Source organism: Prosthecobacter sp. Pr1 (assembly GCF_057652315.1).
Genome location: NZ_JBYFBS010000012.1, coordinates 94,182 through 119,223, shown reverse-complemented (window position 1 = coordinate 119,223; position 25,042 = coordinate 94,182). Strand labels below are relative to the sequence as shown.

At 58.7% G+C, this 25,042-nt stretch carries 22 protein-coding genes and 1 tRNA gene; 14 read left to right on the top strand and 9 right to left on the bottom strand.

Going from position 1 to position 25,042, the window contains the following annotated elements; translation table 11 throughout:
* The first annotated feature begins 147 nt into the window (after positions 1 to 147).
* From AC24GY_RS19130 to AC24GY_RS19090, 9 genes are all read left to right on the top strand, one after another.
* The gene (locus tag AC24GY_RS19130) at positions 148 to 1,863 is read left to right on the top strand and encodes a tetratricopeptide repeat protein (RefSeq protein ID WP_487686443.1); all 1,716 of its coding nucleotides are present in this window, start codon (positions 148 to 150) and stop codon (positions 1,861 to 1,863) included.
* Positions 1,864 to 1,935: 72 nt separating this feature from the next.
* A tRNA-Ala gene (locus AC24GY_RS19125) sits at positions 1,936 to 2,011 on the top strand.
* 311 nt (positions 2,012 to 2,322) lie between these two features.
* Positions 2,323 to 3,420 (top strand): DNA polymerase III subunit beta, encoded by a 1,098-nt coding sequence (dnaN, locus tag AC24GY_RS19120; RefSeq protein WP_422320642.1) that lies wholly within the window; start codon positions 2,323 to 2,325, stop codon positions 3,418 to 3,420.
* A gap of 28 nt (positions 3,421 to 3,448) precedes the next feature.
* Entirely contained in the window at positions 3,449 to 3,940 is a 492-nt protein-coding gene (locus tag AC24GY_RS19115) for a hypothetical protein (protein WP_487686441.1), read from the top strand.
* Positions 3,941 to 4,057: 117 nt separating this feature from the next.
* Entirely contained in the window at positions 4,058 to 4,921 is an 864-nt protein-coding gene (locus AC24GY_RS19110; protein WP_422320644.1) for a prephenate dehydrogenase, read from the top strand.
* 5 nt (positions 4,922 to 4,926) lie between these two features.
* Complete coding sequence (gene aroA, locus AC24GY_RS19105) at positions 4,927 to 6,309, top strand: 3-phosphoshikimate 1-carboxyvinyltransferase (protein WP_487686439.1); 1,383 nt, start codon at positions 4,927 to 4,929, stop codon at positions 6,307 to 6,309.
* A gap of 14 nt (positions 6,310 to 6,323) precedes the next feature.
* Entirely contained in the window at positions 6,324 to 6,947 is a 624-nt protein-coding gene (cmk, locus tag AC24GY_RS19100) for a (d)CMP kinase (RefSeq protein ID WP_487686437.1), read from the top strand.
* Between the two features lie 13 nt (positions 6,948 to 6,960).
* The gene (locus tag AC24GY_RS19095) at positions 6,961 to 7,572 is read left to right on the top strand and encodes a lysophospholipid acyltransferase family protein (RefSeq protein WP_487686435.1); all 612 of its coding nucleotides are present in this window, start codon (positions 6,961 to 6,963) and stop codon (positions 7,570 to 7,572) included.
* Positions 7,573 to 7,897: 325 nt separating this feature from the next.
* Positions 7,898 to 9,928 carry a hypothetical protein gene (locus AC24GY_RS19090; RefSeq protein WP_487686433.1) on the top strand — a complete coding sequence of 677 codons (2,031 nt, stop codon included), beginning with the start codon at positions 7,898 to 7,900 and terminating at the stop codon, positions 9,926 to 9,928.
* Positions 9,929 to 9,989: 61 nt separating this feature from the next.
* Here the strand turns inward: AC24GY_RS19090 and AC24GY_RS19085 are convergent, their stop codons facing one another.
* The 6 genes from AC24GY_RS19085 to uppS all read right to left on the bottom strand — a co-directional run bounded on the left by AC24GY_RS19085 (position 9,990) and on the right by uppS (position 16,894).
* Positions 9,990 to 10,397: a DUF2721 domain-containing protein gene (locus AC24GY_RS19085; RefSeq protein WP_487686431.1), complete on the bottom strand. Its 408-nt coding sequence runs from the start codon at positions 10,395 to 10,397 to the stop codon at positions 9,990 to 9,992.
* A 19-nt stretch (positions 10,398 to 10,416) separates the two neighbouring features.
* Positions 10,417 to 12,384 carry a bifunctional aldolase/short-chain dehydrogenase gene (locus AC24GY_RS19080; RefSeq protein ID WP_487686430.1) on the bottom strand — a complete coding sequence of 656 codons (1,968 nt, stop codon included), beginning with the start codon at positions 12,382 to 12,384 and terminating at the stop codon, positions 10,417 to 10,419.
* Positions 12,385 to 12,447: 63 nt separating this feature from the next.
* Positions 12,448 to 13,626, bottom strand: a complete 1,179-nt coding sequence (gene eboE, locus AC24GY_RS19075) for a metabolite traffic protein EboE (RefSeq protein WP_487686428.1) — start codon at positions 13,624 to 13,626, stop codon at positions 12,448 to 12,450.
* Positions 13,627 to 13,853: 227 nt separating this feature from the next.
* The gene (locus AC24GY_RS19070; protein ID WP_422320652.1) at positions 13,854 to 14,549 is read right to left on the bottom strand and encodes a 3-keto-disaccharide hydrolase; all 696 of its coding nucleotides are present in this window, start codon (positions 14,547 to 14,549) and stop codon (positions 13,854 to 13,856) included.
* A gap of 84 nt (positions 14,550 to 14,633) precedes the next feature.
* On the bottom strand, positions 14,634 to 16,109 hold the full coding sequence (locus tag AC24GY_RS19065) for a sigma-54-dependent transcriptional regulator (RefSeq protein WP_422320653.1): 1,476 nt from the start codon (positions 16,107 to 16,109) through the stop codon (positions 14,634 to 14,636).
* Between the two features lie 62 nt (positions 16,110 to 16,171).
* Complete coding sequence (gene uppS, locus AC24GY_RS19060) at positions 16,172 to 16,894, bottom strand: undecaprenyl pyrophosphate synthase (protein WP_397385417.1); 723 nt, start codon at positions 16,892 to 16,894, stop codon at positions 16,172 to 16,174.
* Between the two features lie 124 nt (positions 16,895 to 17,018).
* On the opposite strand from uppS, the gene AC24GY_RS19055 reads away from it, so the two are divergent.
* Positions 17,019 to 18,257 carry a hypothetical protein gene (locus AC24GY_RS19055; protein ID WP_487686426.1) on the top strand — a complete coding sequence of 413 codons (1,239 nt, stop codon included), beginning with the start codon at positions 17,019 to 17,021 and terminating at the stop codon, positions 18,255 to 18,257.
* 96 nt (positions 18,258 to 18,353) lie between these two features.
* Here AC24GY_RS19055 and tatC read toward each other — a convergent pair whose 3' ends face one another.
* From tatC to argH, 3 genes are read right to left on the bottom strand one after another with little or no spacing between them, the layout of a single operon-like run.
* The gene (gene tatC, locus AC24GY_RS19050; RefSeq protein WP_487686424.1) at positions 18,354 to 19,493 is read right to left on the bottom strand and encodes a twin-arginine translocase subunit TatC; all 1,140 of its coding nucleotides are present in this window, start codon (positions 19,491 to 19,493) and stop codon (positions 18,354 to 18,356) included.
* A 40-nt stretch (positions 19,494 to 19,533) separates the two neighbouring features.
* On the bottom strand, positions 19,534 to 20,136 hold the full coding sequence (locus tag AC24GY_RS19045; RefSeq protein ID WP_487686422.1) for an NUDIX hydrolase: 603 nt from the start codon (positions 20,134 to 20,136) through the stop codon (positions 19,534 to 19,536).
* Between the two features lie 5 nt (positions 20,137 to 20,141).
* On the bottom strand, positions 20,142 to 21,512 hold the full coding sequence (argH, locus tag AC24GY_RS19040; protein WP_422320657.1) for an argininosuccinate lyase: 1,371 nt from the start codon (positions 21,510 to 21,512) through the stop codon (positions 20,142 to 20,144).
* A 190-nt stretch (positions 21,513 to 21,702) separates the two neighbouring features.
* Here argH and AC24GY_RS19035 point away from each other — a divergent pair, with 190 nt between their 5' ends.
* The 4 genes from AC24GY_RS19035 to AC24GY_RS19020 are packed head-to-tail and all read left to right on the top strand — an operon-like array spanning position 21,703 to position 25,031.
* On the top strand, positions 21,703 to 21,942 hold the full coding sequence (locus tag AC24GY_RS19035) for a FeoA family protein (RefSeq protein ID WP_397385735.1): 240 nt from the start codon (positions 21,703 to 21,705) through the stop codon (positions 21,940 to 21,942).
* Entirely contained in the window at positions 21,939 to 24,023 is a 2,085-nt protein-coding gene (gene feoB, locus AC24GY_RS19030; protein WP_487686420.1) for a ferrous iron transport protein B, read from the top strand. Before AC24GY_RS19035 ends, feoB begins: the two co-directional genes overlap by 4 nt.
* Before the next feature lie 12 nt (positions 24,024 to 24,035).
* Entirely contained in the window at positions 24,036 to 24,164 is a 129-nt protein-coding gene (locus tag AC24GY_RS19025) for a FeoB-associated Cys-rich membrane protein (protein WP_487686418.1), read from the top strand.
* 15 nt (positions 24,165 to 24,179) lie between these two features.
* Positions 24,180 to 25,031 (top strand): nitrilase-related carbon-nitrogen hydrolase, encoded by an 852-nt coding sequence (locus AC24GY_RS19020; protein WP_487686416.1) that lies wholly within the window; start codon positions 24,180 to 24,182, stop codon positions 25,029 to 25,031.
* Positions 25,032 to 25,042: the final 11 nt, after the last annotated feature.

Below are 25,042 nucleotides of genomic sequence, written 5' to 3'. Positions count from 1 at the left end.
ACGGCACCCCCGCAGAATTTTGTGTGTGAGAATTTGTGCGACCTAATAATATACTTTCATCAAAAGCTTGATGTGTCTTTGGTCGTGTCGAAAACTGAACACCTCCGGAACTACCGGGTCAAACGCCCCTCCAAATCACAACCACCTATGTTACTTACAGCACTCAAACTTAAACTCGCGGCTCTGGTCGCGGTCGCAGGCATCGACACTGCCGAAATGCCCGGAGCTTCGAAAGAGTTCACGGACATCCTCACAGCCCTCAAGGCTGACCAGGACAAAGTTCAGGCGAATCCTGGCGCTGGCCCAGATGTCAACAAGTCCTTCAATGACGCCGTCGCGAAAGTGCGCGAACTGGCGCAGAAGGATGACAAGGACGCCATCTATGCTCTTGCCCATTGGGGAGTGCTCAGCGGTGCGAACATCAACGAAGTCGCCGCTCTGTTCCGCAAGGCTGCCGACAAAGGACAGATCCTTGCCAAATCCGAACTCGCCCAGGTGCTGATGCAGGCTGGTGCGCAGAATCCGGATGCCGTGAAGGAAGCGATCAAGCTGATCAAGGAAGCTGAATCTGCTGACAACAAAGTTTCCCGTCGCATGCTGGCCCAGCTTCATCTGCAAGGCGTCACCGAAGGTGAAAAAGGTCTTGTGGTGGTGGAGAAGAGCCCGGCGAAAGCCAAGGAGCTTCTGGAAAAAGGTGAAAAGGCAGGAGACGGCGAAGCCACGCTCGGCCTGGCACAGATCTACTCCGCCGGAGTGGAAGGCGTCCCACAGGACCAGCAGAAAGCTCTCGACTACCTCATCGAAGCCGGCAAGCAGGGCAGCGCCGTTGCTCTGAGCACCTATGGCGCCCGTCTTCTGAATGGCGATCCTGACACGAAGGAAAGCCCAAAGCTGGTGAAGAAGGATGTGCCTGCCGCACTGAAGATGTTTGAAGAAGCCGCCGGCAAAGGCCTTGCTGCTGCCAACCGCATTCTGGGTCAGATCTATGAAAACGGTGTCGGCCCTGATGGCGCTGATGTGAAGCAGGACGTGACCAAGGCTTTCGACTACTACACCAAGGCCGCCAATGGCAACGACCCCCAGGCTCTCTTCCGCCTCGGCAATGCTTTCGAAACCGGCATCATCAAGGACCCTAAAGGCAAGCGTGACGACAAGGACAACATCCTGATCCAGCCAAATCCAAAGAGCGCCCTCGACCTCTATCGTCTGGCTGCCCAGAACAACCTTGCCGAAGCCTTCTACAACGTCGGCGTGTATTATGAAACCGGCACTGTGGTGGACAAAGATCCTGCCAAGGCATTCACCTTCCTCATGAAGGCTTCCACGGCTGGCATCGCCCAGGCCATGAACCGTCTTGCCGGCCTCTATGCCAACGGAACCGGTGTTGCTCAGGACGTGGTGGCAGCCGCAGGCTGGTACCAGCGTGCAGCAGACATGGGCTTCGCCCCTGCGCAGATTGCTCTTGGCATCCTCTATGAACAGGGTGCAGGCGTGCGTCAGAGCCGCATGGTGGCCGCAGGCCTCTATGCCGATGCAGCCCAGCAGGGTGTGGCACTGGCCATGCTTCGCCTCGCCAACCTGTATGCAGTCGGTGTGGTTCCCGGCACTCCTGAACTTCCCCGTGCCTGGGCTTATGCCAATCAGGCTGATGAAGTCTCCAAGAAGAGCGGCAACAAGGCTGACATGGACGTCACCGCCAACGTGATCAAGCAGCTCGAAGGCAAGATGAAGCCTGAAGAAATCGCCGAAGCGAAGAAGATCTTTGAAAAGCTTCCGAAGCCACAGGCAGGCGCAGCTCCGGCAGCCCCAACCGTGCAGGATTCCGCTCCCACCAAAGCTGGTGATGCGAAGAAGAAGAAATAGCACTTGTCAAAACAGAGCTCTTTGCTAGTCTCCGGCTCCCCAAATCAGGGGAGCCGGTTTTTTTTAATTTCCGGGGCATTAGCTCAGTTGGTAGAGCGCCTGCATGGCATGCAGGAGGTCAGCGGTTCGAACCCGCTATGCTCCACCAAATCCCGTGCAGTTGAACTGCTGGTGTTCAATTGAACCGAAGTCAGCCAATTCCAAAGTTTGAGACCCGACGGCTCTGGAATGCAAACAGAGGATTGACGAGCCTTAAAAGCGACTCGTAGTTTGGATTGCACCGCCCCAAGCAGTTTGGCATGGTGAAACAGGCCTGAATATCCACTTCACCATGAAAATGAAACGCACCACGAAAGTGAAGGAACTCAGATTGCAGTTAGACACCCGGATTTTTCCGCTCAATATCCTTGCCGTTTCATCTGGGTTTGTTAACAAATCGACCCACAGCAGGCATTTTATATGAAGTTTACCATCAGCAAAGAATCCTTCCTGGACGCCATCAACCAGGTTCAGCATGTGGTCAGTTCGCGTACCACACTCGCCATTCTATCCAATGTGCTGCTCAAGGCGAAGGATGGAAGGCTTGAACTCACGACCACCGACCTGGATGTTGGCGTGACTTGTTCGGTTCCCTGCGAAGTCGATGAGCCAGGGGCCACCACACTTCCAGCGCGCCGTCTTGCCACCATCGTTCGCGAATTGCCTGCGGAAGAAATCGAAGTCAAAGTTGATGAGAAAAACGTTGCCTCCATTCGCAGTGGCCCGAGTTATTTCAAAGTGCTGGGCCTGACCAGCGAGGAATTCCCCGCGCTGCCCCGTTTTGATGACGCGCGTGAGTTCCGCATCGAGCAGCAGGTGCTGCGCGACTGCCTGCGCAAGACCAGCTACGCCATCTCCACGGACGAAACGCGCTATGTGCTCAATGGCATTCTCTTCGCCTTCAAGGACAACGCCCTGACCATGGTCGCCACGGACGGACGCCGACTGGCCATGGTGGAGCAGGAACTGGAATTCCCCCAAAGCCAGGAGATCGACATCATTGTGCCCACGAAGGCTGTGAACGAGCTTTCCCGGTTGCTGGGAGATTCGGGCGAGGTGGCCATTCGTGTCACCGGTTCACAGGTTGGCTTTGATCTGGGCGAGAGCCTGCTGGTCAGCAAACTCATCGACGGGAACTACCCGAACTACCGTCAGGTCATTCCTGGTGAATCGAAGGAACGTATTCCGCTGGAGAGGGAAGCCTTTCTCCGGGCCATCTCACGCGTGTCCCTGCTGGTCACCGAAAAATCGAACTCGATCAAATTCATCTTCACGCCCGGAAGCGTGGAAATCGTGGCGACTTCTCCGGATGTCGGCGAAGCGCGTGAAACGGTGGCCATCAATTACAAGGGCGTCCCTATCACCATCGCCTTCAATCCAGAATTCGCGATGGCCCCGCTGCGCAATTTGAGCGCGGATGAAGTGCATCTGCACCTGATCGATGAAATCAGTCCCGGGGTGCTGCGCAGTGGCACGAATTTCCTGTATGTGCTGATGCCCATGCGCGTGAATGCCTGATCCTGTCTTTCCTTCCATCCAACACGCCATGAAACGACTCCTGCAGGCATCTTTGCTGATCGTGACCGCCACCAGCTTCACCGCATGCTATGGCCCGAATCCGCCGCCGCCTCCCGGCGGGCGCGGAGGACGTGGGCGTTCTTTGGATGTCCCGCCCCGCTATGGAGTGCCGCAGGAGCAGACGCAGTATTTTGACGGGGTGGACCTGACCAATCCCAATGCAGCGGCGGTTCAGACCCCTGACCCCAACGCTCCTGTGACGGGTGACAATGTCACGCCTCCGCCAACGACCGGAAATACGACGGCACCACCACCTGTGTCAGTGACACCTCCCGGCAGCACGCCGCCCCCTGCGGCTCCGGCTCCTGCGGAGATACCCTTCGCCACACGTATCACCGGCAAGCCGGGCTTTGTGAAAAGCCCGTTTGACCCGAATGGACAGGCCATTGACGTGCGTGACTTCCAGTCCGGTCAAAAGGCGCGCTGCCCCTACACGGGCAAAATTTTCCGTGTGCCCTGATCTTCTGCGCCGCCCGCTTCCTCTCCTGACTTAGGAGCGGAGGCGGAGTCGATTCTGCCGAGGTTTTACTGAGCCGTGTCTGCGGCCCTTCGGATTTGTCCCGTTTCCATCCTTTTTGTGTCCGTCGAACGTTCCATTGCCATCTTCAGTCCCGGTCTGCTAGGCGGATCACTGGCCAAAACGATCCAGCAGCGCATGCCTGGTCTGGAAGTCCGTGTCTGGGCCAGACGTGACGATGCTGTGGAGGAGGTCCGGCAAGCGCTTCCCGGGGTGATCGCCAGCAAAGATATTCAGGAGGTCATTCGGGGGGCTTCCATCGCCGTTCTGTGCATGCCGATCCAGTACATGCCGGCCATTGCACAGCAGATCGCCAGATGTGAATTGTCGGATGACTTGATCGTGACGGACGTCGGCAGTGTGAAGGGCGGAGTGGTGGCGGACTTGGAGGCGATTTTCATGCAAACCAAAGCGGCCTTTCTGGGCAGCCACCCCATGGCAGGCTCCCAGCGCACCGGGCTGGCGAACGCACGGGGGGATCTGTTTCACCAAGCGGCCTGCATTTTGACGCCGACAGTGCACACCAAGCCGGAGCATCTGGGCAGATTGCGCACTTTTTGGGTCAAGCTGGGCTGTCGCATTCAGGAAATGACGCCGCAGCAGCATGACCACTGTGTGGCGCGCATTTCACACCTGCCGCACAGCATGGCGGTGCTGACGACGCTGGCGGCCTTGAGTCAGGATACCCGGGTGCTAGACAGCTCCGCAGGTGGTTTTCGTGACACCACGCGTGTCGCTGGAGGTGATCCGGACATGTGGGCGGGCATTCTGATGCAAAACCGCACGGAGGTGATGGCAGCCCTGCAAGATGCCTCATCTGTCATGCGAGAGCTTCTTGAAATGCTCCAGAGCATGGACGAAGTAGCCCTCCGCCGATTTCTCGCCCAGGCCAAAGCCCTGCGCGACCTCCTTCCGGCGGTCTGAAGATCATGGCCAGCCTCAAGTCGAAGAAACTCAAAAGCATTCCCGCCGAAATCACCGTCCCCGGTGACAAAAGCATCTCCCACCGTTCCGCCATGTTTGCCGGACTCGCGAAGGGCACGACCATCATTGATGGCTTCCTGCCCAGCGAGGACTGTCTCTGCACTGTGCATGCCATGCAGGCGCTCGGCGCCACCATGGAGCCTCTGGAGGAGGTGGAAGGCGTGGGTCTCGTGAAACTGGCCATCACCGGCAACGGCATGAAATTGAAGGCACCGGACAAGCCTGTCGATTGCGGGAACTCCGGCACCACGATCCGCCTGCTCTCCGGCATCCTTGCCGGGCAGGACTTCAAGACCGAGCTGTTTGGCGATGCCTCTCTTTCCAAGCGTCCGATGAAACGCGTCGCTGATCCTCTCGGCCAGATGGGCGCGATGATCACTGGTCAGGGGGAGAAAATCTGTGCTCCGCTCACGATTACCGGGGCTCCCTTGAAATCGATTTACTACAAGCTGCCTGTGGCCAGCGCCCAAGTGAAAAGCGCCATTCTGCTGGCCGGGCTCTACGCATCTGGCAAGACGACGGTGGTGGAGCCGGTGGCAACCCGCAATCACACTGAGCGACTGTTCACGCACTTTGGCATCAAATGGCTGCGTGAAGACGACTGTGTGAGCGTCTATGGCGGTCAGGAACCTCAGGCCAATGACATCGTGGTGCCCGGGGACATTTCCAGTGCGGCGTTTTGGATGGTCGCCGCTGCGGCTACGCCGGGGGCGCAGATCACCCTCAACAATGTGGGGCTGAATCCTACACGAACAGGCGTCATCAACGTTCTTTTGCGCATGGGTGCCCTAGTCACCAGTTCGGAAACGCATTCCGAAGGCGAGCCGCGTGGCAACATCACGGTACGCGGTGGCGATTTGAATGCCACGGTGATCGGTGGGGCGGAAATACCCAACGTCATCGACGAACTGCCCATTCTGGCAGTGGCGGCTGCGCTGGCCCGTGGCAAGACGCTGATCCGTGACGCCTCCGAACTGCGAGTGAAAGAGACGGACCGCATCGCTGCTGTGGCTTCGAATTTGCGCCTGATGGGTGTCACTGTTACTGAGCATCCGGATGGGATGGAAATCGAAGGCGGAGCCCAACTGCAGGGCGCCACGCTGCCTTGCTATGGTGACCATCGAATTGCCATGGCCTTCCTGGTTGCGGGCATGTTTGCTGAGGGCACCACCACGCTTGAGGGCACGGAGTGCATTTCGACGTCCTATCCAGGCTTTGAGCGCCATCTCGATCTCTTTCTGAACGGGGACGATGGTGCGCGCCCGATTCCTGTCATGTCCGCCATCCCTCAGCCGATGGTGGATAAAATGAATCGTGACAAATCATGAGCGTGGCGCATTCCGTGATCACGATTGATGGGCCTGCGGCCTCCGGCAAGAGCAGCATTGCACGCCTTGTCGCCCAGCGGCTGGGGCGCACATATGTCAACACGGGCAACATGTACCGGGCCATGACGTGGGCGGTGCTACAGACCGGGGTGGACCCGCAGGATGCTGATGCCGTGCGTGCTGCAGCGGCTGGCATTGTGATCGAATCGCCCGTGGTGGAAGGCAAAACGCAGGTCTGCATTTCCGGGCGGACGCTTACGGATGCCGAACTCAACAGTGATCCCGTCAACCGCGCGGTGTCATTCATTGCGCGCGTCGATGAAGTGCGTGACCGGCTGGTGGCCTATCAGCGTGCGCTGGCCGCCGATGGTCCGCTGGTCATGGAAGGGCGCGATATTGGCTCGGTGGTTTTTCCGGACAGTCCGCACAAAATTTACATTGATGCCAGCGAGGAGGTTCGCGCCAGCCGGCGTGGTGCGCAGGGGCTTTCGGATCAGATTGCCGAGCGGGATCGCATTGACAAACAGCGCAAGAACAGTCCGCTTGTCATCCCTGCAGGAGCGATCATCATCGATAATTCCCACATTACTCTCGACCAGGCGGTTGATCAGGTGATCGCGGTGCTGCAGCTTTCTTAACCGAGAACGGACAATGAACTTCTCCTACTGGTTTGGTCATCGAGTCTTTCGCGAACTCGCGCATGGGTTGTTTGATTATCGCGTGGTCGGAGCGGAAAAACTGAAGTTCTCGGGTCCTGCGATCATTGCGTGCAACCACGTCAGTTTTCTCGATCCTCCGCTGGTGGGAATCGCCTTTGATGAGATGGTTTACTCCTTCGCGCGGAAAACGCTGTTTGATCATCCGATTGCGGCTAAGATTTTGAGGAGCTGGCAGGTGCTGGCGGTAGATCGTGAAAAACCGGATACGGCTTCGCTCAAGAACATCATTCGATTGCTGCGTGATGGGAACAAAGTGATTATGTTTCCTGAAGGCACCCGCAGTTACGACGGGGTGCCACAATCTGCCGAAGCGGGAGTGGGGCTTTTCATCGCCAAAAGCAAGGCTCCGGTGCTGCCTGTTCGCCTGTTTGGCACCTATGAGGCTTATCCGCGAGGTGCCAAGACTCTGCGGCCTGCCAAGATCACGCTTGTCGTCGGCGACCTGTGGCAGCCTGATTTGAAAAGCTACGCGGAATCTGGCAAGGAGCTGTATCAGGCTCTGGCGGATGAAGTCATGCACCGGATTTCGGAGTTGAGAGTGTGAGTTGGACTACTCACGTCTGAATTGAAACCTGGAGCGTCGGAAGGTCTGAAAGCTGAAATCCCGGGCATTGACTGGGTTTACAAGATTTTCCCGCATAATTTGTTACAGAACTTTCTTCTTCTGATTAATCTTATTCGTGTAATGGAACAACGTCTGCTTAGAATTTGAAATCCAACTTCGCCCTTTTGTAATGTCACAGCTCCGATCCTTGATCGTGAAAACTGCTCTTCCGATCAAATCGAAATCCGTATCAACCCCAAGCACACAATCTGGGCATGAAGAATTCAGCCCAGAGGGGGGGCCGTGGCTGGTGAGGCAGACGTTCATGCGGGCGGAAACAATCTGGCTCTCTTCCATGCTGGGGGCGTATTTCCCGTCACTGCCGCGGGTGCTGGACATTCTCAATGAGGGGACGCAGACGAATGTCATGCTCGGTACGGCACCTGGAGAGGTTGTGAGGCAGTATTGCAGCCGGGTGGGGCCGCTGCCGATTGGGATCGCCTGTGTGCTGGTGTGGCGGCTTGCGTCGGAGCTAGAGGCCTTGGAGTCGTTCCTGCCTGAGGCGGTTTCTTTTGTGGATCCGCTGAACTGCCGGGTGGGGTTGTGGCAGCAGGACTTTTTGCAGTTGTTTGTGGATCGTTTTGAGTCGCGGCCCTTGGGGCGTGCGGAGATTGCTTCGAGAGTGATGCAGGTCTGCGCGATGCTGATCAAGGGCCATCCGACAGAGCCCATCAGTGCGTCCGTGGCGGCCAAAGTGCCGTCTTCACTGCTGACGCACCTGCGAGAGTGGCAGGCAACGGGAAGCACGCTGCTGACGCTGGGGCAGATCAAAGGTTTGATGCTGATGGCGACCGCCGCCGTGACGCGGGGCCTGAGGGGCTCCAACATGATGTCGCAGCTCTTTGCCAATGAGCGCTGGCATCCTTTGCTGCCGTTTCAGAGGACCACCCCGCATGTTTATGGACGCACAGAGGGATCGCGGATGCCTGTGATTTCCGTTCGGCTTTCCCGCCTGCTGGCTCATCGGCACCGGCTGACCGAGATCGAAGTATTGATGCTGCACAATCGCCTGCGTGAGCAAGCGGCTGCCGTGCCGGTACTGGGGCTGGCGCTGGATCCTGAGCATATTCTGCTTCGCCTTCCCGGACTGAGGGAAAGTGCGAATGACTCCAAGATGCTGGACATCCGCCTCGACAGTCTGGCGGAGTTCACGGTGGCATTGGAGTCTGCTGCGGATTGTTTGACGCTGGGCCGGTCTCCGGTGGTCATCCGGGAGGCGGTGGAGCCTGGCAAACCCTTTTCGGATCTGCGGGGAGATGTTGAAGAGCAGCTTAGCCGTCTTTGGCAGACGCTGCAGGATGGTACGTTCAGCCTGTCTGGCTACAATATGGAGTCCGTTGGCAATCGGGAGCTGCCGGGGCAATTCTTTTGTTATCTGGGGAATGCTTTTCAGCGGGTGGGGCGAACCGTCAGTCCGCGGCCTGCACCCACCGAGCCGGCCACGCGGACAGCGCCGCGCTTACCGATATTGTCACCTTCTCCTCGTGAAACGGAGTCGCAAACTCCTCTGGTGGAAGAAAGTATGAAATCATCTTCCATTTTTCCTTTTAACCAATCACTCGATAAGCTACCGCAACACCCTATGAAGATGATCCTTATCACCGCTGGCAGCGGAGGCACCGGCAAGAGCACCATTGCCCGCCTTATTTACGAACTTGCCAACTTTGAGACGCGTGATGACGTGGCCATGTTCGACTGCGATGCTCTGGGGAACCGAGATTTTCAGAAAATTTCACCCAACAAGATTGAATCCATGCCCATCGACAACATCGACTCGATGCGTCGCATCGTGGAAACAGCGATGGATGGGAAACTTGTCCTGGCGGATCTGCCGGCGAGCTGCCAGGACATTTTGGGTCGTGATCTGAACCCTGAAATCATCCAGAGTCTGCGTGAAGATGACGGACTGCACTGGCTGCCGATTCATCCGGTGACAGCGAAGGCCGCCACTCTGCCTGCCATCAAACAGTGGCGTTCGGCCATCTTTGGTGAAGCTCCCTCCATTGTGGTTGTCAGTCTGAAAGACGGCCCCGTTTCATCCGATTTGCTGGATGAAATCATCCGCCCGCAGGATCTGGTGCTGCGCATGCCGGTTTTGGATCAAAGCCTTGCGGCTGCTCTGGATGCGTCAAACGCGACGTGGTTGGATATTCTGGAAGGACGTGTGCAGGACAGCCACCGCATGTTTGGCAATCCACTGGTGAAGCGTCAGCTGCGCTTCAAACGCAAGGAATGCGAGGATGCTCTTTTCCCGCTGCTGCGTCGCATCATCAAGGATCCGAGCACCGCCAGCTAAGCTGGTGTCATCCATTTCCTTTTCACGATCAGCCCGGTCTCAAGACGGGCTTTTCTTTTGCCTACTCGTCCCGGCATTTCACGTCCTGCAGGTGCAGGTCCAGAGCCGTGCCGGACATCTGAATTTCCACCAGGGTCAGAATCAGAGATGCCAGCATGAGCAGCAGGCTGATGCCAAAGGTGATCTGGCCACCTGGCTGATGACTGAAGAAAAGCAAGGTCATGCTGACCACGCAGAACATCATGCTCAGCACGCCCATGGACTGCATGTGCTTGATGATGCGGATGCGCTTCCGCAGGCTTCGAATCTGTGCCAGCAGCATGGGCTCCTGGGTGGTCTGCCAGTTTGCATGCAGGCCACGGACGACACTGGCCAGCCCCAGAAAGCGGTTGGTATGAGCCAGCAGCAGGAGAGAGATGGCTGGGAAGAGGAGAGAAGGAGTTGAGAGGGGAAGTTCTGGCAGTGTCATTGCTTGCCCCTTTCAGAGATTAGATCACCCGGTCGTTCCCACCGTCCACGGGGATCTGAGCACCGGTGACTTTCGCGAACAAGGGGGAGGCCATGGCGCTGACCATGTTGCCGATGTCCTTGGACTTGATCTCCACTTTCATGAGGTTCTTGGTCTTGTACTCCTCGACGGTCATGCCGTAGCGGGTGGCGCTTTTTTGGAGGGCTTCGGGGGTCCAGAGCTTGGTGTCGAAGACGGCGTCGGGGTGGACGATGTTGACGCGGATTTTGTGCGGGGCGAGCTCAAGGGCGGCGACGCGGCAGAGCTGGGTGAGGGCGGCCTTGGAGCAGGAGTAGGCGCTGGCACCGGGGCCGGGGGCCTTGAAGTTGCGGCTGCCGACGAAGATGATGCTGGCATCGATGCCCTGCTTCACGAAGGGGATGACCTTGTTCATCAGCTTCTGATGGCTGGTGAGGTTGATCATGATGGTGCGGTCCCAATCCGTCTGCGCCATGGCGTCGAGATGGTCGTTTTTGGGGAAGATGCCGGCGTTGCTGACGACGATGTCGATGCCGCCGAACTCGCGGACGGTGAAGTCGATGGCGTCCTGGACGGGCTGGTCTTCGGTGAGGTTCACAACAATGCCGATGCCGCCGATCTTTTTCATGATGTCGGGGATGTCTTTGTCGATGTCGAGTCCGACTACTTGAGCGCCTTGCTCGGCGAGTGATTCCGCAATGGCGAAGCCAATGCCGGCGGCGCAACCGGTGACGAGAGCGACTTTGCCCTGATGCACCTTGCGTGCGGGGCCTTTGCGCAGCTTGGCCTGCTCCAGATCCCAGTATTCGATTTCGAAGATGTCCTTTTCAGGCAGCGGCTGCCAGCCACCGACGGATTCGCCGAGCTGAACGGTGGCGGCGGTGGATTCAGCGATGTCGGCGACGATCTTGGCGTCCTTCAAGGTATCGCCAAAGCTGACAACGCCGTGATTCGGCCAGATGGCGAAGCGTGGGGCCGGATCGAGCATGGTCTGACCGCTGGCGTGGCGCTGGAAGTAAGCAGCGTAGTCGTCTGCGTATTGCTGAACGCTGGCATCGAGGTCTGCGCCGATGAAGGCGGGGGCGCGCTTGGTGCGGATGCTGTGATCCGGGGTCAGGGGGCCGCGAGTGCCGAAATCTGCCACGGTGGCGAGATTGGCGTATCCCACGGCTTCTGGAGATGCATTGAGACGGGCGATCTGTGGGAAGCCACGGCGCTTGGAGACGGCCTGGCGCAGTTTTGCGAGGGCCATGAGGTCTTCGGTGGCTGCAGCCATGGCTGCTTTGGCACCCTTTTTGGCGAGGTAGTCCTCTGCCATCGTCACCATCTCGATGTGCAGCTCGTAGCTTTTGCGAGCGTCATCATCGAAGGTGAAAAGACCGTGCTTGAGCAGCACCATGCCTTGGATGCCTTCTTTGCGCAGATCGCGGCCTGCGATGAGTTCGGCGATGGTTTTAGCCAGAATGAAACCGGGCATCACATACGGGACGATGATGACGCGATTGCCGTAGATTTCCTTCACGCGGGCTTCGCCGTCGGCGCTGCAGGTGAGGGCGGAAATGGCGTTGGCGTGGCTGTGATCGACAAACTTGAAGGGCAGGATGGCGTGGAGGATCGCCTCGATGCTGGCGGCGGGCGCGTTGGGGTTGGTCATGGCCGCACGCTGCTGGAGGACCATATCCTCATCGCTCATGGTGGCGAGTTTGGACATCTTGATCAGCGCCTCCATGCGGACAGGGGAGAATCCGGCGCGCTCGATGGTGGCGAGGTCCCAGCCGCTGCCTTTGACGTAGCAGAGATTGACCGGATCACCGAAGAAGTCCTGCTCCGTGACCTTGACTGAGGTGTTTCCGCCGCCGTGCAGGACGAGGGCGGGATTCCGGCCGAGCAGACGGGAGGTGTAAACGCGTTGTCCGAGCAGATCGGTGCCGAAAGTGGCGGCTTCTTGGTCGTTCCAGAGGGATTGCATGTGGGGAAATTGGGAATGCCAGACTTCCGATGGATGCGCCCCGGTGCAAGGGGATTTTCCCTCTCAAACGGGGGCCAGAGCCCGGTTTCGCATCTCTCCCAGAGTCCAATCGTATTCCCTCACCAGCTGATCCACCACATCTCCGCTGCGCATCTCCAGCGGCAGGACTTCCCAGGTGTAGGTTTCCATCTCGATGTGCTGGCATTTGGTGGGATTTTTGGCCAGCCAGTCCATGGCGCCGATCAAGTGATCCCGTGTGCTGTCAAAACCGCCGCCGGGCTGGGCATGGATGGGGATGTGGAAATGCACGCGCCACTCCTCCCCGAGGCTTCCAGGATTGGCCTGGGCGAACTGCAGGGCATCTGGCAAGTCCTTGAAACGGCGCAGGGGTTCGTCTTTGCCGTAGCTGGCGATGACCTGGTGGAAGTAGACCGGTTCATCGAAGGCTGGCAGCTGGGCGATGTTTTCAGGCGTGGGTTTCAGTTTAAGAGCCGAGCTGAAGTGGAGCTTGCTGAGGCGGATTCCCGCCCCGGTGATGCGCGACAGTGCTTTTTCGGCATCTTCGAATTCGATGGCGAGGTGGCAGGTGTCGTAATTCAGGCCCACGAATTTGAAAAAGTCACGGTCGCGTGGATTGCGGTCGAGGTAGAGCCCGAAAAACTTGAGTGTTTCTCCACTGGTCTCAAACAGGCCGAGGGGCTCCGGCTCCAGGCCGAGATGCAGGTCGTGTCCGCTCTTGGTGGCGACTTTTTCGATGTGCTCGCGGCAGAGGCGCAGGTTGGTGAAAATGGCCTGCAGCTCATCGGCACCGACGCCGAAGGTCTTGTGGGAGCCGGGCAGGGTGCTGACGCTGCCGCTCACGCCGGGCGGCAGCAGCTGGGCCAGGATGTCGAAAAGCAGGTTGGTGTAGTCGAGGCGCTCGGTGGTGCTCCAGTCCGGCTTGAAGACCTGCTCTTTGACCCGGGTGCCGTGGAAGGAGCCGTAAGGGAAGCCGTTGATGGTGAAAACGTAGCAGCCGTTGGCCTCCAGCCAGGCTTTGAATTCGTCGATTTTTCCCGGAGCGCTGAGTTCCACTGCTGCCTGCTGGCTGAGACGGAGGCCGATGCCGTAGGGTTTGCCGCCGCTGACGCGATCCTTGACCCGGAGGGTGTAGTTCTTGAGGCCGCTCCAAGTTTCCTCCCACGTTTCGCCGCGGTGGATGTTGGTGCAGTAGCCGAGATGGATGCCGTGGTTGAGGAGCATGGTTCTAGGTGTGCAGCGCTGCGCCCGCCGTCAAATGAATCGTCGGGCTAGTTGGCTGGAGAGGGGAGCTCTGCGTTTGCGAAACGGATTTGTGGAAAGCGGGCGTGGAGATGATCGATGGCGGGCTGAGGACAGCCCGGCCCTACCTGCGCTGGGCATGCCGAATACAAAAAAACGGGCGTCTGGTCAAGGCGCCCGCTGTATTAGCAAAACTGTTTTATATCCGATTAAGGAATCGGTTTGATGAAGATGTCCTTGTAAAATGTGGTGCTCTTGGGGTCGTGGCCCTGGATGGCGATGGTGCCTTCGCTGAGCTTGCGGCCGGGCATGTTTTTCAGTTCCTTGGCGGGATCCCAGCCTTCGGGTTCGATGAAGTCGACGGTGGTCTTGCCGTTGACGGAGAGGGTGATGTGCTTGCCTTCGACCTTGATGTTGTAGTCAAACCATTCGCCGTCCGTGCTTGGAGCCAGGGGGACTTTGATGTGCTTGCCGCCTTCGGGTTCCTTCTGGCCGTCGAGGAGGGCAAGGATGTTGATGACACCGTAGAGGCTGCCGGTTTTCTTGGGGTCGGTGTGGGTGCTGTTGACCTGGCACTCGAAGCCTTTGTCCGGCCAGCCTTTCTCCTGATACTGGGTGTGGAAATACACGCCGCTGTTGGAGCCGGGGGTGGTCTTGACCTTGAGTTTCAGTTCGAAGCTCTGAAACTTGGCTTCACCGTTCGGGCCGACGTAGAAGAGGTGGGAGCGTCCGCCGCTGACCTTGAGTTCGCCGTTTTCGACGGTGAAGACGCCAGGGACTTCTTCGTTGGATTTCCAGCCGCTGAGATCCTTGCCATTGAACATGGAGATCCAGCCGTCATCTGCGGCCTGGGCGGAGGTGAATGCAAGGGCCGCAAGGGCGGTGAGTGTGAGTTGTTTGAGCATAGAGGGAATGGGTTAACGTGATGGCGATGCCGCGTCTAACGAGTGAACTGGGATGACCGATTTTCGCGGGAATCAAATCAAAGCTCAACTTGCCTTCTTGGCCTTTTTGACGGGAGGGGGAGCACTGAGCTGGCTTTCAATCGCAGCCTTTTTGACAGCGGGAGCGCTGAGGTGGCTTTGAAGCACCGAGCTGTCGATGCCGAGGAATTTGGCCGTGCGGTCGGCATCTTCGCTGAAATGACGGTAAGCCAGGCGGGAGAGCTCGCGCTCCACCCAAGGAAGCAGCTCGATGTCAGGGGTCTTTTCCGCCACGCTGACGAGCATGCTCAAGGCATCGCGCATGCGGGTGACGGTGCTCGACGGATCCATGTGACGTGCGCCTTTGCTGCCGAGGGGGATGTCGGAAGGCAGGAGCACGTCTGAATTGCAGAGGGCGCAGGCGCGCTGGATGGTGTTTTCCAGTTCACGCACATTGCCGGGCCAGTCGTAGGCGTCAAGCATGTCGAGCGCATCATCGGTGAAGCGCATCTGGGGCCCACGGCGGCGTGCCGAGAGGCGGTGGAGGAAGAACTCGGCCAGGAGGCGCACGTCTTCGCGGCGCTCACGGAGCGGCGGAATGTGGATGCGAACGACGTTAAGGCGGTAGAACAAGTCCTCACGGAAATTGCCCTTGGCGACTTCGTCTTCGAGATTTTTGTTGGTGGCGGCGAGGACGCGAACGTCGGTCTTGAGCGTTTGGTTGCTGCCGACGCGGGAGTACTGGCCTTCCTGGAGCACGCGCAGCAGTTTGCTCTGCACGGCGAGCGGCATATCGCCGATTTCGTCGAGGAAGAGGGTGCCACCATCGCACTGTTCAAAGCGACCGACACGCTGGTTCACGGCACCGGTGAAAGAGCCTTTTTCATGGCCGAAGATTTCGCTTTCGAGCAGGTTGTCAGGAATGGCGGTGACGTTGATGGCGACGAATTCCTTTTGGGCACGCGGGCTGAACTTGTGGATGGCGCCTGCGACGAGTTCCTTGCCGCAGCCGCTTTCTCCTGTGATCATGACGGGGGCGTCTGAGCGGGAGACGCGGCCGATGAGCTTGAACACCTCCTGCATGGGCGCGGAGCGACCGATGATGGTTTCCTGAATGGATTCGGTGGGCACCTCGGCGGCTTGTGCGCGGGTGGCCTTGCGGGCCTCGATGGAGGTGAGGGCGCTTTCGACAACGGTGCGAAGTTCGTAGGGCAGGCGTTCTTTGCCCAGCACATCGTAGGCACCGAGGCGCATGGCTTCGATGACGTGGCTGGTGGTGGCGGTGCCGCTGAACAGGATGACCATCGACTGCGGATCGGTCTGGCGCAGGCGTTTGAGCAGTTCGATGCCGGTGGTGCCGTTGAGGCGAACCTCCGAGAGCAGCAGGTCTGCCCGCTTTTTGACGTATGAGGCCAAGGCGTCTTCGCCCCGCTCAAAGGTGCTGATGGAAACGCCCGGTGCTTTCAGATGGGCGGCAGCCCATGCGAGGAAGTCGGCATCTGGATCCACGATGACAAGGTGGGTGTCCGGGTTTTCTGGCATTAGAGCGTTTATTTGGGTTGGAACTGCGTTATCGCAGCAATTGGGGGGGAGGTCAACATTCGTCATACGCCGCCGAAGCGGCGGTGGCGCTGGTGAAAGGCACGGATGGCGGTTTTCAGGTCTTCTTTGGAGAAGTCCGGCCAGAGCTTTTCCGTGATGTAAAATTCGGTGTAGCTGACCTGCCAGAGCAGGAAATTTGAGAGCCGCATTTCGCCCGAAGTCCGGATGAGGAGGTCAGGATCTGGATAGTAGCGGGTGTAGAGATGCTTGCCGAACATTTCGACATCGATCATGGCTTTGTCGAGGTGGCCGCTCTCCACGCTCTGCAGGAGGCTTTTCACGCCGTCGATGATCTCTTCACGCCCTCCGTAGCTGAGGGCCAGAATCAGCGTTAGCCCGGTGTTCTGAGCCGTCGCTTCGATACAGCGGTGGAGCTCGTTCTGGCAGGATTGGGGGAGGTCATGCAGGCGTCCGATGGACTGGAGCCGGACATTTTGCTTCATCATGAGCGGCAGTTCACCGCGCAAAAAGATCTCCAGCAGCTTCATCAGCGCCTCGACTTCACGTTTGGGGCGCTTCCAGTTTTCTGAAGAGAAGGCGTAGAGGGTGAGGAATTCGACACCGATCTCGCTGCAACCTTCGACCACCCGGCGCACGGTCTCGGCTCCGGCACGGTGCCCTTCGGTGCGCGGCAGACCACGCTCTTTCGCCCAACGACCGTTGCCGTCCATGATCATGGCGATATGGCGGGGGATGGGTTTCAGATCATCATTAGGGCGACTCATGCGAAGGGAAAATCTACCGCATGCAGCTGTCTGCGCCAGAAAGTTCTGTGTCCGTGCCGCTGTTGTGGCGGATTGCTGGAATCAAGTCGCGCAAGAAGCCGCTCATGCGTTAAGTTTTTTGCGCATGATGAATCCCGGCACCACAGCCTGTCTGATCTGCCCGGCCTGCGGCCAGGCATTTCTCTCCATGCAGCAAAGCATGGAGGGCATGGTGCAGTGCCCGCATTGTGCGCATAATGCACTGCGCAGCTACTTCGGCACGCAGGCCCAAGTGGCGGGAGTGGCACAGGTGCGGCGGCGTGTGTCCCAGCAGCAGCCGCTGCCAAGCATGCCTGCTGCGCCGCAGCAGGAAATCCGCGCCCTCTTTCAGCCAGCGGCATGGCCACCCCAGCCGCCGATTCAGGCACCTGCGAACTTCACGGCGCGCCAGACGTTGCAACCTTCACAAGCGCTGATGCCCACGGGGGCACCGCCACCCCCGTCGGAGGAATTCAAGACACCGCCGCACTTGCGCAGGTCACCATGGCGCGGCGCGTTCATCCTGCTGGCATTTAGCGTTGTGTGCGGAGGCGCGCTCTGGTTGTGGTGGGACAGCGTCAACGTACCCGTGGTCAAACCTAGTGTTGACGTGACTCCACCACCCGTCAAAACAGTCGTGAGGATTGATCCGGTGGTGCCCCAAACGCAGATCGCCCGTGCTGTGATACCTGCTCCGGATGTGGGGGCTGTGACAGCGGACGCCAAACAATTGATCACGGAATTTTTTGCCGCTGACAGCGCTGAACGCCGGGCTGCGTGCATCCATGATGCCGCCAAATACAGCGCGGAAATCGAAGCGCAGTTTGGTGCCGTGGGTGACAAAAAGACGGAATTGAGGCTGCTTTCACGCATTCCTGGCATGCCGCAGACGCTGCCGGGCGGCCAGCCGGTGCCGCTGTTCAAGCTGGTGACTTCGGTGTGTGCCAATGGTGCCCTGATTCGTCTGGAGACGGGAGCTGATGGAAAGCGCCGCATCAGCTGGCCGCTGCTGCATGAAACGCATGCGGAGGCGCTGGCCACCTTTCTGAAGCAACCGGCGGGGGAGGCTGCGTGGTTTCACGTGGGCCTGCGGCCCAGCCATGGACTGGATATTGCCGCGGAACTGAGGCCGCGATACATCACCTTTGATGTGCAGGTGTCGGCAGGAAGCGAGCCGCATTTCGTGGCGTGTGTGGAGCGTGACACACCGCTGGGGCGATTCATGAACCGGGAAACCGAATGGGGGAAGTCCTACCTCGCACGCCTGCTTGTGCGAAGGCTCGACATTCAGTCTGATGCTCCTTGTCTGCTGGTGATCGATTGTGAAGGCGCTCCCGAACGCTGAACAGACACGGCGTTAGTGGTGGCGGCTCCGAACGCTGAAGAGACACAGGCTGTTGGCCTGTGTCTCCGCATGTTGATTCACTGAGTCAGCCGGGTGTTATGAATCCTTGGGCGGCTCACTGGAGCGTTTCTCATCCTCACGGGCGAGTTCCTCCAGCGTCATTTCCCGGGGCGGAAGGTCTGCCGGATCTTCATCAGGCATCTTCGAGCTTTGGTCTTCACCAAGGTTTTCCACGTCAGGTTTTTCGACCTCGGGAGGCGGGGCGGACGGTTTGGCGGCAGGAGACTGGTAGTCGTCCTTGTCATCTTCATCGTCGTCGCCTGAGGACCATGGATTGTAGTTCTCGTTGTCCCAGTCGTCGTTGGCGGACTGCTCCAGCTCTTTTGCGTCTTTGTCGATGTCTGCGTAGTACTCAGGGTAGGCGGCACGGTCCTTTTTCTCCATGGTGTAGGCCAGCCACACACAGATGGCGTAGAGAAAGTAAAGGGGGCCCGACATCAGCATCAGCGTGAACACATCCGGCGTCGGAGTGATGATGGCTGCAAACAGCGTGATGGCCACGATGGCGTGCCGCCAGGTGGACTTCATGATCTTGTAGTTCAGGATGTCGAGCTTCACCAAGGCCATGACGATCACCGGCAGCTCGAAGGAGATGCCGAAGACAAGAATGAAACGAGTGGTGAAGGTGATGAACTCGCTCAAAGTCCACATCTGTATGGCACCAACGGACTTGGCAAATTCGGCGAAGAACTGCAATGCCTTGGGCAGCACCACCCAGTAGGAGAAAGCCGCCCCCGAGAGAAACAGCCCTGTGCCAATGGCAATGGCCGGGAAGACCAATTTTTTCTCATTCGGTTTCAGACCCGGCAGGATGAACTGCAGCAGAAAGATCAGCAGCAGAGGGAAGGAAATGATCACCGCTGCGATGAGGGATACATTTACCGCCATCATGAAGGGGCCTGCTACATCGGTGTTGATCAGGATTTTCCGGGCTTCGTCGATGTTTTTGGCAAAGCCGGCCAGCACCAGAGGATACAAGATGGCGGCGAAGAGCTCCTGATAAAAAACGAAGGTGCCGATCGTGGAGATGATCAAGGTCATCACGATGCGCACAATCATCGTGCGCAGATCTTCGAGGTGCTCGAGAAACGGTTTTTCCTCATCGCCTTTGCCGCTGAGGTTCATGGCGACTTTTTCGCGAACTTTGAAGACTTTTTGAAGGATGCCGGACCACATGGGAATGAGAGGGGGGAAGGGGAGTTACGGATGCGCAGGACTACGGCAGTCCTTGGGCCGCGATCCGCGCGTAGAGAGCCAGCGTCAGGGCGTTGGTGATCACATTGGCAGCAATCATCCCACGCAGTTCTCCCGCGCTAACAAACCGCACGTCGCTGATGTGCTCGCTTCCGTCCGGTTCAGGACGGCTGACGACACACACGGGCTTCGCCGTAAACAGATAAACGATCTCGTCGGTAAAACCTTGCGAAGGAAAATACCAGCCCAGGGGCTGGAGCGTGCCCAGATCCGGGTGGAGGGCGCAGCCGCACTCCTCACGCAGTTCATTCTGAATGGTGTGGATGATGGACTCACGCGTCACGGCGGTGTCGATCTGACCGGCGGGAAATTCCCACATGGTCTGCATCACAGGCAGGCGCTCCTGATGAACCATGACGAAACGGCCGTCCTCCAAAACGGGAGCGATGGCCACGGCGGCCTTGCGTTTCACCACCATCCAAGGGACTTCGGACTTGCGGCTGGGGGTTGTGAAAAAGGATTTTTCGACACCGACGTGCGGATTGGCAAACAGCGCCTCGCTGCGGGTCTTCTGCCAGCCCGACTCGGCCCCAGGTGTGTAGATTTCAAAATCCGGGATCTGCATGCCGGTCACTCAGGGGTCAAGGCTTTGCGCCAGCGGGCCAGCTGCGCTTTCACATTCTGCGGCGAAGGGGCACCGATGCCCTTGCGAGCGGCCATGGCGGTTTCCAGGTTCAAGCAGGCGGTCACATCGGCGGCGAAGGCCGGGGAGAAGCGCTGGAATTCCTCCAGCGTCATGTCGCCAAAGGCGCGCTGCTGCTCGATGGAGTAGGCCACGAGTTTGCCGATGACTTCGTGGGCCTGACGGAAGGGGACGCCATGATTCACGAGGTAGTCGGCCAGATCGGTGGCCAAGAGCATGGGATCGCTTGCTGCGGCGGTTGTTTTGGCGCGGTTCACGTCCATGCCGGTGATCATCTCGGTGAACACTTGGAGGGCGATATGGATGGTGTCGATGGAGTCAAACAGGGGTTCCTTGTCCTCCTGCAGGTCACGATTGTAAGTCATCGGCAGACCTTTGAGCAGGGTGAGGAGGCTCATGAGATTGCCGATCAGGCGCGCGGACTTGCCACGGGTGAGTTCGGCGACATCCGGGTTCTTTTTCTGCGGCATCAAGGACGAGCCGGTGGTGTGGGCATCGCTGAGGGTGACGAAGCCAAACTCGGCGCTGGCCCAGAGGATCACGTCTTCGCTCAGACGGGAAAGGTGGACGCCCAGGAGGGAGATGGCGAAGAGGAGTTCGGCGACGAAATCACGGTCGCTGACGGCATCCATGGAATTTTGCGTCACCGAGGCGAAGCCAAGCTGCTGAGCCACGAATTCGCGGTCGATGATGATGGTGCTACCGGCCAGGGCGCCGGAGCCGAGGGGCATGACATTGAGGCGTTTGCGGCAGTCCGTGAGGCGGTCAAAGTCACGGGACAGCATTTCCACGTAGGCCAGGAGATGATGGGCGAAGAGGACGGGCTGGCCACGCTGGAGGTGGGTGTAGCCGGGCATGACGGTGTCTCCGCCGCGCTCTGCGCACTCGACGAGAGCGGCTTGCATGGCGGAGATGAGATCGAGGATGCGGGTGATTTCCGCCCGGCAGTAAAGGCGCACGTCCGTGGCCACCTGGTCATTCCGGCTGCGGGCGGTGTGGAGTTTGGCACCGGCGGGGCCGATGCGCTTGGTCAGCTCCGACTCGATGTTCATGTGGACATCTTCGAGCGACTCCTTGAACTCAAAGTTTCCTGATTCGATCTCGTGGCGGATGGCCAGCAGGCCTGTTTCGATCTGCTGCTGCTCCTCGGAGGTCAAAATGCCCGCTTTGAGCAGGCCTTTGGAATGCGCGATGGAACCGGCGATGTCATGGGGGTAGAGCCTCCAGTCAAACGACACGGATTCTCCATAGCGCTGAACGAGAGCACTGGTTTCCTGAGCAAAACGGCCTTTCCACATAATTTCGAGGGCGCGCAGACTAGCGGCTTTCAGAGCCGGTGCAACCCCTGTGGCAAGGGGGCGCAAACGGCCGTGCATGTCGACCATGCGCAAAATCTGCATTAAGTCCGCATTTGCCAGAATCGCAGTTCTTGTTAATCTCAATCGACGTTCTGCGACAGAGTCTCAGTTGCAGGACCGTTTTACTTTCATGTACGCCGCCACCCTTGCTGAACTTCCTGTTGGCACAGATGCCATCGTCCAAGCCATGCCCACCGGGCGTTCGGGGCTGACAAGGCTTCGAGAAATGGGCATTGTCCCCGGAACCCGCGTCCGTGTGACGCGTCGTGCGCCGCTGGGCGAGCCCATCGAAATCTGCGTGCGCGGCTCGCATCTCTCCATGCGCAATCATGAGGCGGCATTCATCGCCATCTCCCCCGCTGCCGCATGAGCCAGGCCACGTCTGAACCGCCACTCATTGCCATTGTGGGCAACCCAAACTCGGGGAAAACCACACTTTTCAACCTGCTTACCGGGTTAAAGCAAAAGGTGGCGAACTACCCTGGGGTGACCGTCGAAAAGAAGATCGGCGAGTGCTACAGCCAGCATGGTAAAAAACTGAGGCTGATAGATCTGCCGGGTGCTTACAGCCTGAATGCCCGCTCGCCGGATGAAGCCGTGCTGCGTGATGTTTTGCTGGGCCGCCGACCTGAGACGCCGCGCCCGGACCGGGTGGTGTGTGTGGTGGATTCGGCCAATCTGGAGCGCAATCTTTACATGGTCAGCCAGGTGCTGGAACTCGGCCTGCCGACGATTTTGGTGCTGAACATGATCGACGTGGCGGTGCAGCGCGAGTGGCGCATCGATGCCGCCAAGTTGTCCGAACTGCTCGGGGTCGTGGTGGTGCAAACCCAGGCGGTGAGTGGTCAGGGGCTGATTGAGCTCAAGCTGGCCCTGAGTCGTGAAGACCTCACACCGCCAAAGTGGCAGAGTGCGAAACTGCCTGAGGGGGTGCGGGTCGCACTGGAACAAAGCCGCAGCACTTTGTGCCAGACGGGAGCGATTCACAGCCGCGCTTCGCTGCTGGAGCCGCTGTATTTGCTGTCCGATCACAATCCGACGCACGAGGGCATCGCTGACGCGCAGATCGGTCGGATCCAGGAGCTGCGTGCCAGCATGGAAGCGAGCTTTCCGGGCTGGGAGGATGAACTCGTCGCTGAGCGTTACCGAGGCATCGAGAAACTGTGCGAGCAGGTCTTGAAGCGGCCTGATCAGGAGATTGAAACCATCACCACGAAAATTGACCGCATCCTGCTGCACCCGGTGCTTGGATTCGTGAATTTGTTGCTGGTGCTCGGGCTGCTGTTCTTCCTCATTTTCAAGGTGGCTGAGGGTCCCATGGGATGGATCGAGGCCGGATTTGGCCAGTTGGGCACGTGGGTGGAGGGGCTGATGTCTGCCGGGGATTTCCGCGATCTCATCGTGAACGGCGTCGTGCCCGGAGTCGGTGGCGTGGTCATCTTCCTGCCGCAGATTCTCATCCTGTTCTTTTTCATCGGCATCATGGAGGACACGGGCTACATGTCGCGTCTCGCCTTCATCATGGACTGGGCGATGAGCAAGGTGGGCCTCAACGGCAAGTCGTTCCTGCCTTTTCTCAGTTCGTATGCCTGCGCCATTCCTGGCGTGATGGCAGCGCGCACGATCGACAGTCCCAAGGACCGGCTGATCACCATTTTGATTGCGCCGCTGGCCTCCTGCTCGGCGCGTTTGCCGGTTTATTCGTTGCTGATTGGCGTGCTGTTTCCAGTGGGGGAAGTCGGTGCGCTGACCCAGGCGGGCATCATGCTGGGACTCTATGCACTGGGCACGTTTGGTGCGTTCTTCTTCGCCTGGTTGTTCAACAAGTGCGTCATGAAAGGCGCGGCGAGTCCGATGATTCTGGAAATGCCGTCGTATAAGATGCCCGCGATCAAGAGCATCCTGCTGCATGTGTGGCAGCGTGCGCGGATGTTTCTGGTTCGTGCAGGGACGATCATCATGGGCATCTCCATCATCATCTGGGCGGCTTCGACTTATCCGAAGACTGATACGGAGGACAAAGCGCTCCAGCTTGAAAACAGCTTTGCGGGTCGGGCCGGCAAGCTGATCGAGCCCGCCATTGCTCCACTGGGCTATGACTGGAAGATTGGCATCGGGCTCATTGGCAGCTTTGCCGCCCGCGAGGTATTCAATTCCACGATGGGCGTGGTTTATGCCGTGGAAAGCGGAGATGACGACAACCTGACTCCGCTGCGAGACAAGCTGGCATCGGAGCGCCGGCCTGACGGCCGGGCGGTTTACACGCCGCTCGTCTGCATCAGCCTGCTGGTGTTTTATGTGTTTGCCATGCAGTGCGTCAGCACCATCGCTATCGTGAAGCGCGAGACGGGAAGCTGGAAATGGGCGATGTTTCAGCTCGGATACATGACCGGAACGGCGTATGTACTAAGTCTGCTGATCTTCCAGATTGGCAGTGCGCTGGGCTACTAACTTTCTCTCACCATGAACGCAGACTGGCAATCCATCGCAGCGATCGCGGTCGTGTTTGTCACGATCACTTTATTCATCGTCCGTTCCGCTAAACGCCGGAAAAAACCCGGCTGCGGTGGCAGTTGCGGCTGTGGGAAATGAGGCGCACAATGCGCCATGATAGCGATTGATCTCTGCACATTTGATTCCAGAGCTGCCGCCAAATCGCCGGCGGCCTTTGCTGCGGTGGTGGTGGATTGTGTGGAAGACTCCTGGGACCATGGAGCAGACCTTGTCCTGCTGCCGGAATTTGCCTGGGTGGGGCTGGTGCCTTTGGTCGAGCCTCAAACACTCAAACGGACGGCTGAGGTGTTTTGGGGGGAAGTGCTGCCTGCAGTGAAATCACTGCTGATCCGTCCGGGCAAGGCAGTTGTGCTTGGCACGGTGCCGTTCTGGGATGAGGATCGCCAGGAACTGCGCAACCGGGCGCCCATCTTGGTGGAAGATCGAGTTCTGCATCAGGACAAGCTGCACCTGACGCCGTGGGAGTCGGATTTTGCACCGGGCACCGAACTGCATGTCTGGGAGTTTGCCGGGCTGCGCTTTGCGGTGGTGATCTGCCTGGACATTGAAATACCTGAAATCAGCACGCGGCTGCGTGGGGCTGGCGTGGATGTGATCCTTGTGCCGAGCGCCACGGAAACGGTTTTGGGAGTCGAGCGGGTGGGACGCTGCGCCTCGGCACGTGCCGTGGAGCTGGGATGCGTTGTCGGCGTGTGCCACCTGACCGGCAAAACCGAGGTGGAATTGATCGACGTGAATGTGGGGCGCACCGGGGTTTACTGGCCTTCACAGGCGGCATTTCGTGACAACCCTCGGTGGAGTGAAAGTGAGATCATTGAAAGCGGCATTCACAAACAACGGCTCGTGCTTGATCCCAAGCTTCTTCAGGTGATGCGCAGGATGCCGCTGGAGACAAACCCGTCGTTGCTGAAAAAAATGCCAGTTTTCGAACTGGTGCGTGACTGAGCCTGCCGAGG

What these genes read in the sequence shown, in the direction of transcription:
- AC24GY_RS19095 (WP_487686435.1), top strand. Translation starts at nt 6,961, where the DNA reads ATGAACTTCTCCTACTGGTTTGGTCATCGAGTCTTTCGCGAACTCGCG.
- AC24GY_RS19055 (WP_487686426.1), top strand. Translation starts at nt 17,019, where the DNA reads ATGATGAATCCCGGCACCACAGCCTGTCTGATCTGCCCGGCCTGCGGC.
- feoB (WP_487686420.1), top strand. Translation starts at nt 21,939, where the DNA reads ATGAGCCAGGCCACGTCTGAACCGCCACTCATTGCCATTGTGGGCAAC.
- AC24GY_RS19115 (WP_487686441.1), top strand. Translation starts at nt 3,449, where the DNA reads ATGAAACGACTCCTGCAGGCATCTTTGCTGATCGTGACCGCCACCAGC.
- AC24GY_RS19065 (WP_422320653.1), bottom strand. Translation starts at nt 16,109, where the DNA reads ATGCCAGAAAACCCGGACACCCACCTTGTCATCGTGGATCCAGATGCC.
- AC24GY_RS19025 (WP_487686418.1), top strand. Translation starts at nt 24,036, where the DNA reads ATGAACGCAGACTGGCAATCCATCGCAGCGATCGCGGTCGTGTTTGTC.
- AC24GY_RS19090 (WP_487686433.1), top strand. Translation starts at nt 7,898, where the DNA reads ATGCGGGCGGAAACAATCTGGCTCTCTTCCATGCTGGGGGCGTATTTC.
- aroA (WP_487686439.1), top strand. Translation starts at nt 4,927, where the DNA reads ATGGCCAGCCTCAAGTCGAAGAAACTCAAAAGCATTCCCGCCGAAATC.
- AC24GY_RS19020 (WP_487686416.1), top strand. Translation starts at nt 24,180, where the DNA reads ATGATAGCGATTGATCTCTGCACATTTGATTCCAGAGCTGCCGCCAAA.
- AC24GY_RS19035 (WP_397385735.1), top strand. Translation starts at nt 21,703, where the DNA reads ATGTACGCCGCCACCCTTGCTGAACTTCCTGTTGGCACAGATGCCATC.
- AC24GY_RS19080 (WP_487686430.1), bottom strand. Translation starts at nt 12,384, where the DNA reads ATGCAATCCCTCTGGAACGACCAAGAAGCCGCCACTTTCGGCACCGAT.
- argH (WP_422320657.1), bottom strand. Translation starts at nt 21,512, where the DNA reads ATGTGGAAAGGCCGTTTTGCTCAGGAAACCAGTGCTCTCGTTCAGCGC.
- dnaN (WP_422320642.1), top strand. Translation starts at nt 2,323, where the DNA reads ATGAAGTTTACCATCAGCAAAGAATCCTTCCTGGACGCCATCAACCAG.
- AC24GY_RS19045 (WP_487686422.1), bottom strand. Translation starts at nt 20,136, where the DNA reads ATGCAGATCCCGGATTTTGAAATCTACACACCTGGGGCCGAGTCGGGC.
- AC24GY_RS19070 (WP_422320652.1), bottom strand. Translation starts at nt 14,549, where the DNA reads ATGCTCAAACAACTCACACTCACCGCCCTTGCGGCCCTTGCATTCACC.
- tatC (WP_487686424.1), bottom strand. Translation starts at nt 19,493, where the DNA reads ATGTGGTCCGGCATCCTTCAAAAAGTCTTCAAAGTTCGCGAAAAAGTC.
- AC24GY_RS19130 (WP_487686443.1), top strand. Translation starts at nt 148, where the DNA reads ATGTTACTTACAGCACTCAAACTTAAACTCGCGGCTCTGGTCGCGGTC.
- eboE (WP_487686428.1), bottom strand. Translation starts at nt 13,626, where the DNA reads ATGCTCCTCAACCACGGCATCCATCTCGGCTACTGCACCAACATCCAC.
- uppS (WP_397385417.1), bottom strand. Translation starts at nt 16,894, where the DNA reads ATGAGTCGCCCTAATGATGATCTGAAACCCATCCCCCGCCATATCGCC.
- AC24GY_RS19085 (WP_487686431.1), bottom strand. Translation starts at nt 10,397, where the DNA reads ATGACACTGCCAGAACTTCCCCTCTCAACTCCTTCTCTCCTCTTCCCA.